The 15,478-nt window shown below is 59.2% G+C and carries 14 protein-coding genes, 1 tRNA gene and 1 riboswitch; of the genes, 9 read left to right on the forward strand and 6 right to left on the reverse strand.

All coding sequences use genetic code 11. The annotated features are described in order from the left end of the window. Positions 1 to 19: 19 nt before the first annotated feature. The 7 genes from IU367_RS12825 (at position 20) to alr (ending at position 8,747) form a co-directional block, all read left to right on the forward strand. Positions 20 to 1,699 carry a methyl-accepting chemotaxis protein gene (locus IU367_RS12825; protein WP_103472367.1) on the forward strand — a complete coding sequence of 560 codons (1,680 nt, stop codon included), beginning with the start codon at positions 20 to 22 and terminating at the stop codon, positions 1,697 to 1,699. Between the two features lie 10 nt (positions 1,700 to 1,709). Then, complete coding sequence (locus IU367_RS12830; protein WP_098984283.1) at positions 1,710 to 2,240, forward strand: chemotaxis protein CheW; 531 nt, start codon at positions 1,710 to 1,712, stop codon at positions 2,238 to 2,240. Further along, positions 2,237 to 3,100: a CheR family methyltransferase gene (locus IU367_RS12835; protein ID WP_274452096.1), complete on the forward strand. Its 864-nt coding sequence runs from the start codon at positions 2,237 to 2,239 to the stop codon at positions 3,098 to 3,100. The genes IU367_RS12830 and IU367_RS12835 overlap by 4 nt, the downstream gene beginning before the upstream one ends. Then, positions 3,097 to 4,173, forward strand: coding sequence for a protein-glutamate methylesterase/protein-glutamine glutaminase (locus IU367_RS12840; RefSeq protein WP_274452097.1), 1,077 nt, complete (start codon positions 3,097 to 3,099; stop codon positions 4,171 to 4,173). Before IU367_RS12835 ends, IU367_RS12840 begins: the two co-directional genes overlap by 4 nt. Before the next feature lie 2 nt (positions 4,174 to 4,175). Continuing rightward, the gene (locus tag IU367_RS12845; protein ID WP_274452098.1) at positions 4,176 to 5,396 is read left to right on the forward strand and encodes an EAL domain-containing response regulator; all 1,221 of its coding nucleotides are present in this window, start codon (positions 4,176 to 4,178) and stop codon (positions 5,394 to 5,396) included. A 122-nt stretch (positions 5,397 to 5,518) separates the two neighbouring features. Continuing rightward, entirely contained in the window at positions 5,519 to 7,150 is a 1,632-nt protein-coding gene (locus IU367_RS12850; RefSeq protein ID WP_274452099.1) for a methyl-accepting chemotaxis protein, read from the forward strand. Between the two features lie 442 nt (positions 7,151 to 7,592). Then, positions 7,593 to 8,747 carry an alanine racemase gene (gene alr, locus IU367_RS12855; protein ID WP_274452100.1) on the forward strand — a complete coding sequence of 385 codons (1,155 nt, stop codon included), beginning with the start codon at positions 7,593 to 7,595 and terminating at the stop codon, positions 8,745 to 8,747. 330 nt (positions 8,748 to 9,077) lie between these two features. Here the strand turns inward: alr and IU367_RS12860 are convergent. Together IU367_RS12860 and IU367_RS12865 are read right to left on the reverse strand one after the other, a co-directional pair. Next, positions 9,078 to 9,165: transfer RNA gene (locus IU367_RS12860), tRNA-Ser, on the reverse strand. 217 nt (positions 9,166 to 9,382) lie between these two features. Further along, complete coding sequence (locus IU367_RS12865; protein WP_084214039.1) at positions 9,383 to 9,838, reverse strand: type III secretion system chaperone family protein; 456 nt, start codon at positions 9,836 to 9,838, stop codon at positions 9,383 to 9,385. A gap of 157 nt (positions 9,839 to 9,995) precedes the next feature. On the opposite strand from IU367_RS12865, the gene IU367_RS12870 reads away from it, so the two are divergent. Next, positions 9,996 to 11,333 carry a flavohemoglobin expression-modulating QEGLA motif protein gene (locus tag IU367_RS12870; protein WP_274452101.1) on the forward strand — a complete coding sequence of 446 codons (1,338 nt, stop codon included), beginning with the start codon at positions 9,996 to 9,998 and terminating at the stop codon, positions 11,331 to 11,333. 54 nt (positions 11,334 to 11,387) lie between these two features. Here IU367_RS12870 and IU367_RS12875 read toward each other — a convergent pair whose 3' ends face one another. Together IU367_RS12875 and IU367_RS12880 are read right to left on the reverse strand one after the other, a co-directional pair. After that, positions 11,388 to 11,969 (reverse strand): thymidine kinase, encoded by a 582-nt coding sequence (locus IU367_RS12875; protein WP_043136617.1) that lies wholly within the window; start codon positions 11,967 to 11,969, stop codon positions 11,388 to 11,390. A gap of 86 nt (positions 11,970 to 12,055) precedes the next feature. Beyond that, positions 12,056 to 13,636 (reverse strand): Na+/H+ antiporter NhaC family protein, encoded by a 1,581-nt coding sequence (locus IU367_RS12880; RefSeq protein WP_274452102.1) that lies wholly within the window; start codon positions 13,634 to 13,636, stop codon positions 12,056 to 12,058. Between the two features lie 86 nt (positions 13,637 to 13,722). Continuing rightward, positions 13,723 to 13,894, reverse strand: a riboswitch (Lysine riboswitch). Between the two features lie 322 nt (positions 13,895 to 14,216). Here IU367_RS12880 and IU367_RS12885 point away from each other — a divergent pair. Continuing rightward, positions 14,217 to 14,621, forward strand: coding sequence for an H-NS family histone-like protein (locus tag IU367_RS12885; protein WP_042871358.1), 405 nt, complete (start codon positions 14,217 to 14,219; stop codon positions 14,619 to 14,621). 66 nt (positions 14,622 to 14,687) lie between these two features. Here IU367_RS12885 and IU367_RS12890 read toward each other — a convergent pair whose 3' ends face one another. Further along, a complete protein-coding gene (locus IU367_RS12890; RefSeq protein ID WP_274452103.1) occupies positions 14,688 to 15,251 on the reverse strand; it encodes a cob(I)yrinic acid a,c-diamide adenosyltransferase in 564 nt (187 codons plus the stop codon). Next, complete coding sequence (locus IU367_RS12895) at positions 15,248 to 15,478, reverse strand: DUF3820 family protein (RefSeq protein WP_274452104.1); 231 nt, start codon at positions 15,476 to 15,478, stop codon at positions 15,248 to 15,250. Before IU367_RS12895 ends, IU367_RS12890 begins: the two co-directional genes overlap by 4 nt.

The raw sequence follows: 15,478 nt of genomic DNA on the forward strand, positions 1-15,478 counted from the left end.
GGGTTTACGGAGTAGAGCCATGGACTGGTTTCACAACTTGCAAGTCAGAACAAAGCTGGTGTTCTCGTTTTCCATTCTCATGTTGTTGCTGGGCGTGCTGACGCTCACCAGCTACTCCTCCACCAAGGAGATGGCAACGCTGGTCGAGAACATGCATGCCAATCAGCTCATCCCCATCAAGGATCTGGCCAACGCCAATATGCAGGCCATATACACGAGTCGGGCCCTCTATCGCTATGTGCTTGAAAACAACGAAAAAACAAGAAAAGAAAATGAAAATAACATGTTGCGCTATGAAAGCAATATGAATGAACTGATCGACAAGTACCGCAAGACCTCCCTCACCCAGCCAGAAATAGATCTGTTGGCTCGCTTTGACCAGGCATGGGCAATTTACAAACCCATAGCCGACAGCATCATACGGACTGTGCAATCCGATGCGGGGGACAATCTCAATAACCAGAAAGCCGCCATCATGCTGGCCGAACAGGGGCGACCGGCGTTCAATGTTGCTGACGATCTTCTCACCGACCTGGTCAACCTGAATGACAAACTCGCCACTCAGTCATTAGCCGACAGCAAAATCGTTTATGGGGACAATCTGCAGATCCTGATCGCCATCGCCTGCAGCGCCTTTCTTATCTGCTTCATTCTGTCCCTGCTGGTGACCCGCAGCATATTGCGCCAGCTGGGAGGAGATCCTTCCTATACGGTGCAGGTGGTAGCCCGCGTCGCCGACGGCGATCTCTCCACCCCTGTGCTGCTCAGAGCCGACGACACCAGCAGCCTGCTCTATGCTATCAAGAGCATGGCCCACCGCCTCTCCGATACCCTCAACGAGGTGGGCGCCATGTCGGAGGCGATAGGCTCGGCCTCCGAGCAGGTGGCCGCCACCGCCAATGCCCTCTCCCAGACGTCGTCCGAGCTCGCCTCCAGCGTCGAGCAGACCAGCGCCTCGGTCGAGGAGATGACGGCGACAGTGAGCCAGAATGCCGACAACGCCAGGGTGACCGAGAACATCTCCACCAAGGCCGCCAGCAGCGCCACCGACAGTGGCAAGGCGGTTGGCGAGATGGTCCACGCCATGAAGGAGATCGCCTCGCGCATCACAGTCATCAATGACATCGCCAACAAGACGGATCTGCTGGCCATCAATGCCGCCATTGAGGCGGCCAGGGCCGGTGAGCACGGCAAGGGCTTTGCCACCGTCGCCGCCGAGGTGAGAAAACTGGCGGAGCGGTCACAAACCGCCGCCAAGGAGATAGGCGAGCTGGCGGGTCGCTCCGTCAGCGTGGCCGAGCAGGCGGGTTCGTTGCTGCGCGAGATGCTGCCCGGCATCGATCAGACCGCCACCCTGGTGCAGGAGATAGCCTCCGCCTCCCGCGAGCAGCGGGCCAGCGTCTCCCAGATCAACATAGCCGTGACCCAGATAAGCGATGGCATGCAGGCCTCGGCCGCCTCGGCGGAAGAGCTCAGTTCCACCTCGGAAGAGCTCAGCTCCACCGCCCTGCAACTGCAGGAGCTGATGCAGCAGTTCACGCTCAGGGGCGGCAACAACCGCCAACCCCATCCCTTGCACAGTGCCACCTACTCCGCCGCCAGACGCATCAAGCCGAAGAAGGGACCAGCTCGTCAACAGCCCTTCCACGAAGAGGATCTGGAGCGGGAAATCGACGATGGCAAGTTCACCAACTATTAGGAGCAGGCCGATGAGAGATACCTTTGCTCCTGCTGCCACGGCTTCCCATTTTCACTGCGTCACCTTCATGCTGGGGGGGGAGCTGTATGGGGTCGACATAGGCTGCATCCGTGAAATCATCGAGTTCGAAGGCATGACCCCGGTCCCCATGATGCCGCGCTTCGTGCGGGGCATCATCAACCTGCGTGGCGCCGTGGTACCGGTGATCGATCTCTCCATCCGCTTTGGCAGAGATCAGACCCCGTTGCTGCCCACCACCTGCGTCGCGATCCTCTCCCTGCCCAACAGCAATGGGGAAGAGCAGGAGATCGGCATGCTGCTGGATGCGGTGTGCGAGGTGCTGGAGATACGAACCGACACCATAGAACCGGCCCCGACCTTCGGCACCCACATCCGGGGCGACTTCATTCAGGGGGTGGTCACCATAGATCAGCGGTTCGCCATCCTGCTCGACATGCACAAGGCGCTCTCCATCACAGAGCTGAGCGCCATGGCCGAGGCCGCCACCGGCCAGCTGTTCTCGCAAGAGCAAGGCGGATGAACATGGCGGCGCCGCTGTTCACGCCAGAGCTGGTTCCGACCCTCAGTCAGAGCGAATTTGATCTGTTTCGACGCTTCATCCTCAACACGGCGGGCATAGATCTCGCCCCCTGCAAGCGGGCGCTGGTGCAATCCAGACTCGCCAAGCGGCTGCGGGCGTTGCAGCTCACCAGCTATCAAGCCTATTGGGAGCGGATAAACCAGCCCCTCGATCCCCAGGAACGCCAGCTCGCCATCAATCTGCTGTCGACCAACGAGACCTATTTTTTTCGCGAGGCCCAGCACTTCAGCTGGCTGAAACACCATGCCGAGCAGCTGCTCGCCAGTCGCAGCCAGCCGCTTCGCGTCTGGTCAGCGGCCTGCTCCACCGGCGAGGAGGCTTACTCCGCCGCCATGGTGCTGGCCGAACAGCTTGGCATCAACGAACGCTGGAGCATTCATGGCACCGACATCAATACCCGCGTCATTCCCTTTGCCCGGCGCGCCATCTATTCGGTCGAGCGGGCCCGCCATGTGCCACCCCATCTGTGGCTGCGCTACTTTCAGCGCGGTCACGACGAATACGCGGGCAAGATCCGGGTCAAGCCGGCGCTCGCCAGAAAAGTCGCCTTCGCCAACCTCAACCTGCTGTCGTGCGGCGAGTATCAGGAGCGCAATTTCGATGTGATTTTGCTCAGAAACGTCCTCATCTACTTCAACGACACCACCAAGGCCCGCGTCCTGACCCAGCTCTGCCAATTGCTGAGACCCGGTGGCTATCTGCTGGTCGGGCACTCAGAGGTCATTCGCCAACAGGACCTTCCCCTGGTGCAGGAGGCCCCTTCCCGCTATCACCGCCTGCCAGCAAAGGATGCGCCATGACAATACGGGTATTGATCGTCGACGACTCGGCCCTGGTGCGGGAAGTGCTGACCCAGATGCTGAGCAAGGCTGCGGACATAGAGGTCATTGGCGCCGCCTTCGACCCCATCTTCGCCATGCAGCAGATGAAGAAGTGCTGGCCCGATGTCATCATCCTCGACATAGAGATGCCGCGCATGGACGGGCTGACCTTCCTCAAGAAGATCATGGCCGAGCACCCGACCCCCGTCATCATCTGCTCCTCCCTGACCGAGGAGGGCGCCATGATCACCCTGGAGGCCCTCTCGGCGGGGGCCATCTCCATCGTCACCAAGCCCAGCGTGGGCATCAAGAGCTTCCTGCAGCAATCGGCCAACGACTTCATCCAGGAGATACGAGCTGCCGTCAACGCCAAGCTGCGCAATCTACTGCCCGCGACCAATCCGATTGCGGTCGTCCCGCGCCGCAATGCCGATGAGATGCTCTCCCCCCCGGCAGATCGGATCTCGTTTCGCACCACGGAGAAGATCATCGCGCTCGGTACCTCCACCGGCGGCACCCAGGCGCTGGAGTACCTGCTCTCCCGCCTGCCGGCCAGCTGTCCGGGGCTGGCCATAGTGCAGCACATGCCGGCCCGGTTTACCGCCTCCTTCGCCGAGCGGCTCAACAGCCTCTCCCAGCTGGAGGTCAAGGAAGCCGCCACCGGCGATCGCCTGCTGCCGGGCGTCGCCATCATAGCCCCGGGCGGCAAGCACCTGCTGATCCAGCGCAGCGGCACCCAGTATCTGGCCGAGGTGAAAGAGGGCCCGCCGGTCTCCCGCCACTGCCCGTCGGTGGACGTGCTGTTTCGCTCGGTGGCCGTGAGCGCGGGCAGCAATGCGCTTGGCATCATCATGACCGGCATGGGGGACGACGGTGCCCGGGGCATGAAAGAGCTGCACGACACAGGGGCCCGCACCATAGCGCAGGATGAAGGCAGTTGCGTGGTGTTTGGCATGCCCAAGGAGGCCATAGCCCATGGCGGCGTGGACGAAGTCATGTCACTCACCCACATCACCCAGACGCTCAGCCGTCCGGATCAGCGAGGCGTGTAATTATGTCGTTGGAAAAATGGCAAGGACGCAGTGCCATGGTGGTGGATGACTCCCGCACCCAGCAGTATGAGGTGACCTGCCTGTTGCAGGAGCTGGGGTTTGGCCACATTCATGTGGCTCAGGATGGTCAGGATGCACTGGACAAGTTGCAGCAGCTGGAGCGCATAGACGAGCGCATCGATCTGCTGCTGACCGACCTCAACATGCCGGGCATGGACGGGGTGGAGCTCATCAGCAACCTGGAGAAAAATACCCACTACCGGATGTTTGTGGCCGTGATGAGCGGGGTGGAGCGGGATGTGCTGGACGTGATCCACGCCATTGCCGATGCGGGTACCCTGGAGGTGATAGGCGTGCTGTCAAAGCCGCTCAGGCAGAGTGACCTGCGCAACATGCTGCAGCATTGCGATCCCCTGGTGCACAGGGAGAACAAGAAGTGGATGCAGCTCGCCTTCACCGCCGACGATGTACAACTGGCGCTGGACAACCGGCAACTGGTGCCCTTTCTGCAACCCAAGATCACGATGGCGGATTCGCGCCTCTATGGCTTTGAGGCCCTGGTGCGCTGGCTCCATCCCGAACACGGCGTGATCCCGCCCGTCTGTTTCGTCCACCATCTGGAAGAGGGGCAATTGGCGCTGGATTTCTTTTATCACTTCCTGCACGCCACCTGTGAGGCGCTCACGACACTGGCCAGCCTGCCCGGCCCCATCAGCTGCTCGATCAATTTGCCGGTGAGCCTGCTGCTCACGGATAAATTGGTCGAGAACATGATTGCCGTCGTACAGGAGCATCAACTGCCCTGCAACGCCATCATTATTGAAGTCACCGAAACCACCTTCATGTCCAATCTCTCCATGTCATTGGGCACCCTGGCCCGTTTGCGGCTCAGGGGGTTTGGCGTCGCAATGGATGATTATGGCACCGGCTACTCCTCCATGAAGCAGTTATCCCGCTGCCCCTTCACCGAGATCAAGATAGATAAAGAATTTGTCCACGACGCCCATAGCAGCCCGAAGAAGCTGGCTATATTGACCTCAGCCATCGTCATGAGCCAGAAGCTCGGGCTCAAGACGGTGGCCGAAGGGGTTGAGAGCGAAGAGGACTGGCGGCAACTGGCCCTGCTGGGCTGTGAACTGGCCCAGGGCTATTACGTCAGCCGTCCCTTGCCTGTGGCACAGATAGCGTCCTGGTTTGCCGAATGGCAAGCCAGGGTGACATGAAGGGTGAAATAACAAGGATGCAGAAACGATATTGTGGTGCTCACCCGGCCAGGGGTGGGATGACAAGAGAGCAGTCGTAATCTCGCTGCAGGGAACGCAAATAAAACAAGCATGAGGCTACCATGAACAACCTACTTCGCCAGATCTCCATCAAGACGCGGCTTATCGTCTCTTTTCTGTTGCTGAACCTCATCCTGATCGGGGTGGGGCTCTACGGCAAACAGAATACCGCCACCGTCAACGACATGCTCAATGACATGTATCTCAACATTCTGACCCCCATCACAGATGTCTCCAACGCCAATATGCAGGCCATCTACCATAACCGTTCGCTGTTTGACTATGTCATCGAGCCCACCCCAGCGGGGATGGACAAGATCGCCAGCCAGATGGATGGCTACGAACAGAAGATGAATGCCCTGCTGAATAAATACCGGGCAACCCAAACCTCCGATCAGGAAAAATCCGTGTTGGCGGAGGTGGACAGAGCCTGGCCGATTTACAAGGACGCGGCGAAAAAAACCATGGCGGCAAGCGCAGCCAATGACAACGACACCGCCGTCAAGTTGATGAAGGGGGAAGCCGCCGCCAGCTTTCAGGTGGTCGACGATCTGCTCAGCAAGCTGGTGGACATCAATCAGGGGCTCGGCAAAAAGGCTTATGATGACAGCGACGTGATCGTCACCGATATCACCACCACCACCTATACCATACTCGCCGGATCCGTCATGCTCTCCCTGTTGCTGGGCTGGCTGCTCAGCAGCAGCATCAATCTGCCCTTGCTCGCCATCATGAGCGAGCTGAAGCAGCTGGCGCAAGGGCATCTCACGGCGCAGGACAGTGCGGAAGGCAACGACGAGCTGACCCAGATGCAGCAAGCCATGAGCAGCACCCGCCACAGCCTGCGCGACATCGTCTCGACCATGCAGCGTGCCGCCGAAGGGTTGACTGCCAGCTCCTCCCAGCTGGTCGCCGCCGCCCAGCAGGTCAACACCAGCTCCCAGCAACAGTCGCTGGCGACCGCCAACACAGCCGCATCGGTCGAAGAGCTGACCACCTCGGTCTCCCAGCTCTCCTCCTTCGCCAACCAGGCCAACAGCGTGGTGATGCAGTCGGGGGAGATTGCCCATTCGGGTGAAGAGCAGGTCAAGCACGCCTCGCAAGAGGTGCTCAAGGTCACCACGGCCGTCAACGACTCGGCCAAACAGGTGCAGGGGCTGTTCGATGACATCACCCGCATCAGCCAGATCTCGGTGATGATCCAGGGAGTGGCGGATCAGACCAACCTGCTGGCACTCAACGCCGCCATCGAGGCCGCACGGGCCGGTGACATGGGCCGTGGCTTTGCCGTGGTGGCCGACGAGGTGCGCACCCTGGCGGCGCGGACGACCCAGGCGACGCAAGAGATAAACGAGATGCTCAAGTCGATCCAGCAGGGGGCCACAGGCGCGGTCAAGGGAATGAATGCCTGTGCCGACAGCATGAGCAGGGTGCGAGAAACCACCGACAGCTCCAGCGATACCATGGCCCAGGTGGATCAGAGTTCCCGCAAGGTGGTGGGCCTCATCCAGGAGATCAGCTCCATGCTCCATGAGCAGGCCGCCGCCAGCCAGCTGATCGCCCAGTCGGTCGAGGAGATCACCCAGATGTCGCTGGAGAACGTATCCGCCGCCGAGAGCGTCAACCACGATGCCTCCCAGCTGACCGACATCATCCACCAGCTCAACCAGGGCATAGGTTTCTTCAAGGTGTAACAGGCCAACAAGGGCTGCCATCCCGGCAGCCCTGCTTTTCCCCTCCCCCACACCTTCATCCGGCCGGTCTCGGCCCCCAATCCGTGTCAAACCCCATCAACCCGAGCCGGCTCCTGCCGCCAACTCACTGAAAAACCCACATTAACCCCTGCCTTTTGGCGGGTCATAACCAGTGATAAATATCGCGTGATAGGGAGCAAGACAAAGCGTTGGGAAGCACATTTATACAGAGGAATATCCCGTATTCAGGTCATTCATGCGCTCCCATTCGCCACGTAATTTACCAAACAAAAAACAACTGATAACATAATCGTACATTTTGAAGCATATAAATAAACATCCGCTGCGTGCTCCGGCGACCCGACACAGGGCGCCCAAGCCAGCGGGTCAAGATTGAGACGAACAGCCAACCCAGACCCTCATCGAGCAGACACCCGATCCCATGATGAACACAGTTACGGCCAGCATCGATGTCGATGCGCTCCATCACAATTTTGCCGTCGTGCGGCGTCACGCCCCCCACAGCAAGATCATCGCGGTCCTCAAGGCCAACGCCTATGGTCATGGCCTGCTGCAGGTCGCCAACACCCTGGTCCAGGCGGATGCCTATGCGGTGGCGCGACTCGAAGAGGCGCTGGTACTGCGTGCCAATGCCATCACCAAACCCATTCTGGTGCTGGGCGGCTTCTTCTCGGCCGAGGCGCTGCCGCTGCTGGCGGAGCACAATCTACAGACCACACTGCACACCTGGGATCAGCTGGCACTGCTCGAGCAGGCTGAATTGCCGGCCCCCATCAAGGTCTGGCTCAAGCTCGATACCGGGATGAACCGGCTGGGGGTGAGGGCGCAGGATCTGCCCGCCTTCATCGAACGACTGAGCCATTGCAGGAGCGTGGTACAACCCTTCCATCTGATGACCCATTTCGGCCAGTCCGACGAGCAGGAGAACCAAGCCACCCAGCAGCAGATCGAGGCATTCAACCTGCTCACCGCCCACCTGCCGGGAGAGCGGGCCATGGCCAACTCGGCGGGGATCCTGGCCTGGCCGGGTTCACGCAGCGACTGGATAAGACCTGGCATCATGCTCTATGGCGCCTCCCCCTTCGGGGGTCAGCTGGCCACCGATCATGGGCTGCGCCCCGTCATGACCCTCAAGAGCCAGCTCATCGCCATCAGAGAGTGCAAGCGGGGAGAATCGGTAGGATATGGCGCCCATTGGGTGGCCCAGCGCGACACCACCCTGGGGGTGGTCGCGGTCGGCTATGGCGACGGCTACCCGCGCATGGCTCCCGAGGGGACGCCCATGCTGGTCAATGGTCGCCGGGTGCCCATCGTCGGCCGGGTCTCCATGGACATGATCACGGTCGATCTCGGGCCACACGCCAGCGACCAGTGCGGGGATGAGGTGATCCTGTGGGGAGAGGGTCTGCCGGTGGAACAGGTGGCGGAGAAGATAGGGACTATCCCCTATGAACTGCTGACCCGCCTCACCTCCCGGGTGTTCGTCACGCTTGCCCAGCCCTGCGCCAATGCACAGTCGCTGGCAGACGCCGATATGCCCTCATATGCAGGCCACGCCCGGCGAGTCACGGCCTAGCACAGGCTCCCCCATCTCAACTCGGGAGAGATGAGGCATGGCGGCATCTAAAAACACCCGGCGCAGCCGGACTGCGCCGGGTGTGGGTGATCCTGTGATGGCTGCGGCTGGCTCACGCTGGCCAGCCGCTCCGAGCCGGGTGAATTAGGTCAGTTTTGGTGGCATTCGGCCAGGATGCGCTCACCGTCAGCGGGATCTCGCCCAAGGGGCACTCTTGGCTACCCGGCATGGCGGAGCCTGTCCGCTTGCCGAGCCTGGATAGGGGTTGCACCAGCAAGCACTGGAGAAACAAAAAGGGCCTGTCGAAAGACAGGCCCTTTTTGTTTTATTTGGCGGTGAGGGAGGGATTCGAACCCTCGATACGTTGCCGTATACACACTTTCCAGGCGTGCTCCTTCAGCCACTCGGACACCTCACCAATTTGTTCTAGTCATGGGCTCGTGCTTGCTTGCCGATATCATCGGCTGGCAGCCACTTGGGCACATCACCAAATTTTGGTCTGTTGTTTAACGTGTTCAGCCAACACTGTGTTCACGGCGCTGTTGCGCTGGAACGGGGCGTAATTTAGGGGAAAGCCCCGCCGGCGTCAACGGCTTTTTTTGCCTGACGAATCGTTCGCACATTTAACGCACAAATCAGTGCACGCATTCCGGCGCGACCAGGATCTCGGGCAGGTTCAGGAAGCCAAGGCGCTCGCATTCGGACACCACTTCATGGGTCGCGGCCGTGGTGCTTTCGACGAACAGCAGGAACTGTTCCACTGAGAGACCCGCCTTGGTGAACACTGTGTGGCCCACGATGAGGCGCGGCAGGTTGTCATCGATAATGTCGAGGAACACCTTGAGCGACGGGTACTGCATGTTGAGGCGACCCAGTTCGGCCATCAGCGGCAGCAGCGAGGAGGGACGCACTTCCAGCTCGGATGAAAACAGCAGCCCTTCCTCTTCGACAAAGATCCGGCTCTCCTGGATGCCGTCGACGGACTGCAGGGAGACAATGTGGATGCCATGACACTGATCGCAGACATAGTGCTCGATACGAGCCTGCTGCAACCAACGCATTATCATTTCAGAGCTGGGGATATTCATCATTTCCACGACACGATAAGGATCAAGGGGCGCAGTCTAAACCAATTTTCCGGCAACCAAAAGTGCAGTGGCCGGATAAGCAGGGAGCCAGCTTCTTTTTGGCAAACACTATGCATATACTCAGCCATTCTCGCCCCACCTTCACCCCACAGAAGGCCTGATGACCATCCAAGAAAAGTACCGCCTGCATCTGAAATCCCTGTCGGATGAACTGCTGGCCCTGCAAAAGCCCATTCGCATTCTGGATGCCATCAAGTGGCCCCGTCACCTCCAGGCCGATTTTCTGGCCAACGGGGGACAAACGCTGCCCGCCATCGATCAGCACTTCTACGATGCCCTGCCCCTCGGCTTCGATCCCCGCAACAAGTATCTTGAACTCAAGGAGTTGCGGGACAGGATCCGGCGCCGGCTGGGCCCTCAGGACGATCTGGGCCGGATCCTGCAAGAGACGGTCGATCAGTACATGGTGGTGATCGAGATGCTGCGCCAACGCGGGCAGCCTGATTTCTTGCGCTACAGCCAGCTGCTGTACGGCTCGGCCAGCGATCACCTGCGCGGGGATCGCAAGACCCTCAAGGAGCTGGGAGCCCGCTTGTGCGACATCTTCTCCCTGCCCGGTGCCCGTCATCTGGTGCGCCCCTACCCCAAGGAGTTTGAAGGGGAAGCGGCAGTCGCCAAGCTGCAAGGCAAGCTGTCGAGCTATTTCAGCGACGGCACTGTACAGGTCAAACTGAGCGATGGCATCGTCTCAGACGCCGCCGCTGGCGGCGATTACATCAAGCTCAACTCCCACGCCCGCTTCTCCGAGCTGGATCTGCAAGTGCTGGAGGTACACGAAGGCTGGGTGCACGTGGGCACCACCCTCAACGGCCGCCAGCAGCCCTACGCCACCTGGCTCAGCGCCGGCTCGCCGCGCATCACCGCCTGTCAGGAGGGGCTGGCGGTCCTGATCGAGACGCTCACCTTCAGCTCCTTTCCGGATCGGGCCAAGCGCATCTCGGATCGGGTGATGGCCATCGACATGGCGGAGCGAGGCGCCAATTTTGTCGAGGTGTTCCAGCATTTTGTGGCACAGGGCACCAGCGAGCACGACGCCTACAAGATCACCCAGCGGGTGTTTCGTGGCGGCATGGTGGGCGGCGGCGCCTGCTTTACCAAGGATCTCTCCTACGTGCGCGGCTACGTGGAGACGGTCAACTTCATCCGCAGCGCCGTGCTGGAAGGGGTCCCCGAGATCCTGCCCATGCTGTTCGTCGGCAAGGTGACCCTGGACGACATCCCCGTGCTCTATCAGCACTATCTGGAAGGGCTGATCGATGCCCCCCGCTATCTGCCCCCCATGTTTCGCGATCTCACCGGGCTCTACGTCTGGTTCGGCTTCGCCTCCGGCATGTCGCTGGTGGACATAGGCCGGGTTCAGCAACATTTTCGCCAGCTGTTCCATCGCCTGCCGGTGGCCGATCCCATCATTGCGCCGGTGGATATCGAGATCGACTGAGTCGCGAACAAGAAGGGCGCCAGATTGGCGCCCTTCTCTCTTATCCCGGCCGGATCACTTGTAGGCCCGTCCTTCCAGATAGTGCTTGCGGCACAGCGACACATAGCGATCGTTGCCACCTATCTCCACCTGCTCGCCGTCTCGCATCACCTGGCCTGCTTCATTGACCCGGGAGTTCATGTGCGCCTTGTTGCCGCACCAGCAGATGCTTTTCAGCTCCTCGAACTTGTCGGCAAGACAGAGCAGATGGTAGGAGCCGGGGAACAGTTCACCGCGAAAGTCGGTCTTGAGACCGTAGGCCATCACGGGAATATCCTGCTCATCGACGATGCGCGCCAGCTGGTAGACCTGCTCGCGGGTCAGAAACTGGGCTTCGTCGACGATGAACACATCGATGCGCTTCTCGGCATGGCGCGCCTTCACCATCTCGAACAGATCGCAGCCGTCACTGAACACATCCACCTTCAGCTCCAATCCCACCCGGGCACTGATCACCCCCGCGCCGAAGCGGTCATCGATAGCCGGAGTCATGGCCAGGGGCTGCATGCCCCGCTCCAGATAATTGAAGTGGGCCTGGATGAGCTGGGTGGATTTGCCTGAATTCATGGTGGCAAATTTGTAGTGCAGTGAAGCCATGGTGTTGTTCCGAAACTGAATTTATGGGGCGCATGCTAACCAAAGCCCCTGCCAAAACCAAGGGGCCCGTGGGCCCCTTGTTCTATTTATGCGATAGCCAGCTCTCGATGGAGCCGAGCCTTGCGCAGATGGTAACCGGAGAAGATCACAAACCAGAGCCCGCTGACCGTAAAGCCCGCCAGCACGGAATGCATCAACCCCATGACCAGGTAACCGAGCGCGGCACCAAAGGCGATGGCCAGCGCATAGGGCAACTGGGTCATCACGTGATCGATGTGATGGCACCCTGCGCCCGTGGCCGACAGTATACTGGTGCTCGAGATGGGCGAGCTGTGGTCGCCAAATACCGAGCCTGCCAGCACGGCGGCCAGCATGGGCAGCATCAGGCTGATGTCGCTGGCGGCGGCCATGTCACCGGCCAGCGGCAGCATGATGCCGAAGGTGCCCCAGCTGGTGCCAGTGGCAAACGCCATGGCGCAAGAGAGGATGAACACCACCGCCGGCAACACTTCGATCGGCAGGTTGCCGTTGGCCATGGAGGCCAGGTACTTGCCGGTCTCCACGTCGCGCACCACGGCGCCTATGGTCCAGGCAAACAGCAAGATATTGATGGCAGGCAGCATGGCCATGATCCCTTGCGGGGCGGCCTTCATCCAGTTCTTGGCGCCGAGCTTGAGGCGCATGGCCAGACCGATGGAGACCACCAGGCTGCACAGGGCGCCATAGACCAGGGAAGAACCGACGTTGGTATTCTCGAACGAGCCGAGTACGCTGAACGGCAGCCCCTTCTCGCTCAGCACGGCGGCACCGGAGTGGATCATGAAGTAGACGGTGGCGGCGGTCAGGGTCAGGATCGGCAACACCATGTCGATCATGCCGCCATTGCTCTCTTCCGGGCTCTCCATGTCCAGACCTATGGGGCGACCCTTGGACTCGTCCCACAGCTTGCCTTCCAGCGCCCATTGCTCATGCTGACGCATGGAGCCTATGTCGAGCTGGAATGCGATCACCACCAGCACCATGATCAGGGTGAACACTGCGTAGAGGTTCATCGGGATCATCTCGACGAAGGCGGAGATGGGGCTCTGATCGGTCAGACCGTGCGCCGCCATGATGCCACCTACCAGGGCGATGATGTAGGCCCCCCAGGAGGAGATGGGCATCAACACGCAGACGGGCGCCGCGGTGGAGTCCAGCAGATAGGCCAGCTTGGCACGGGAGATCTGGAAGCGATCGGTGACCGGACGGCAGATGGCCCCCACCGACAGGCTGTGGAAGAAATCATCGATGAAGAAGGCAAACACCATCATGCCGGTGAGCGCCTTGGCCCCCTTGCGGGTCTTGGCACGACGCTCTGCCCACTCGGCGAAGGCACGGGTCGCACCGGAGACGCTCATCAGGCTGATGAGGCCGCCCAGCAGCAGCATGAACAGCAGCATGTTGACGTTGTCACGGTTGAGTGCACCCTCGACCCAGAAGATCTTGAGCACTGTATTCAACATGTAATGCAGGGAATCGAGCGGGGAAAACTGATTGAGCAGCAGGCTGCCGGCAACAATACCTACCCCCAGCGACACCAGGACGCGGCGGGTGATTATCGCCAGAGCGACGGCCAGTAAAGGGGGAATGACAGACCAACCGGAGTCGGCGTAATGAACGATGTCCATGATCTCTTTGCACCTAAAGACAGCAGGTGGAGATCTACCGAGAGGATAAAGAAACAAAACCCATGGGGAGGTTATACTCCTCAGCCCCTTCAGGTAGCGCTCCATAGTGGATGACTATGGCAGTCCTGCACCTGTTCGATGCAGAACCAGCAGCCCGGTATGATGGCCTGGCCACTTCGGCGCTGACTCCTTTCCTCATGCATCACAGGCATCACCCTCCGCACAAGTAGTCATAGGCAGCGCGCCTCTACTTAAAGGTATTCGAGGCACATTTTATCGTGCCGGCACGTTATAGCAAGTTTTTTGATTAAATCCCCACATGGGGCGTTTTAAAATGGCAAAGTGGTAGTCAAATGGTGCAAATATATTGGTTTTGTCGCTATTTTCATCTATCCAGAACTCAGTCGAGTATGATGACGGCCAATATTGCTGAATCCAGCCTGAATTCAAAATAGTTCACTTAATTTGCACTCTGAATTTATTAATTCGCTTATCTTGACTTAATAGCAAGCTGCCGTATAAATTACCCAAAATTACTCTTTTTTATTTAATTCACTCCTTTGCTCGCGTGGTGGACACTATGAACGAATTTTTGAAAGTACTGCTGAATATCCGTAGCTTGCGCGCAGCTTGCCGTGAGCTGACCCTGGAGCAATTGGAAGAGGGACTGGAAAAACTCTCTGCTATTGTTGCCGAACGTCAGCAAGATGAATCCGCCGATCGTCAGGCCCGTGAAGAGCATCAGCGCAAGATTAACGAATATGCCGAAATGCTGAAAGCCGCCGGCATTGATCCGGCCGAACTGGTGGGCACGGTTGCCACTGAACCGGCCAAAGCTGCCAAAGGCAAGCGCGCCCCTCGCCCGGCCAAATATCGCTATCTGGATAACGGCATTGAAAAAACCTGGACCGGTCAGGGTCGCATGCCATCCGTGATTGCCAAGGCCGTTGCCGACGGTAAATCCGTCGAAGAATTTGCCATCTGATCAGGCAAACGACCTCCAATAAAAAACCTCGCACTGCGAGGTTTTTTATTGCCTGATATCAGCTCATCAACTCCGTTCTGCCGCCTTGACCCAGAGCACTTCCGGCGTCGCGGTACAGGCCAGCAGGTAGCGGGCTATGGTGAAGAACCAGTCACTCAGCCGGTTCATATAAGGCAGTATGGCCGGATTGATCTGCTCCGCACGGCTCAGGCTCAGCAGCAGGCGCTCACAGCGACGGGTCAGGGTGCGCACCACATGGGCTTGCGCCACCGCCCGGGAACCACTGGGCAAAATGAAATTGCGCAGCACGGGCAAATTGGCGCTATAGCCATCAATTTGCCGCTCCAGGCGCAAGGTCCACTCATTATTCACCTGCCAGATGGCCTCCTGCTGACCAGCGCTGGAAAATGCCAGTTCACCGCCCAAATCGAACAACTCTTGTTGCAATAATAACAAGTCGGCTAATAAGCCGGTTTCAGCAGCAGGAACCTCGGCAATGAGTAGACCTATATGAGAATTTAATTCATCGATATAGCCATAGGTTTCCACCCGCATATCGTCCTTGGCCAATTGCACACCATCGGCCAGTCGGGTCATGCCTTTATCACCCTGCCTCGTATATATTCTCATACCGACATCCTGTTAATAATGGGAACAATCATGGATTCGAGCCCGTTGAGCTTGATCTCATAGGCAAGGGCCAGGGTCTGGCCCAACGCGCCAGCGGGAAAACCGGTGCGCGCCATCCACACCAGATAGGGCTCTGGAATATCTATGATGCACCGCCCCTGATATTTGCCGTAAGGCATCTTGTGGGCCAGGGTCAGCAACACCCGCTCGTCAGAGAGCCACTCCAT

Origin of the sequence: Aeromonas bestiarum (assembly GCF_028751155.1) — a bacterium.
In the GTDB taxonomy this organism is placed as follows: domain Bacteria; phylum Pseudomonadota; class Gammaproteobacteria; order Enterobacterales; family Aeromonadaceae; genus Aeromonas; species Aeromonas bestiarum.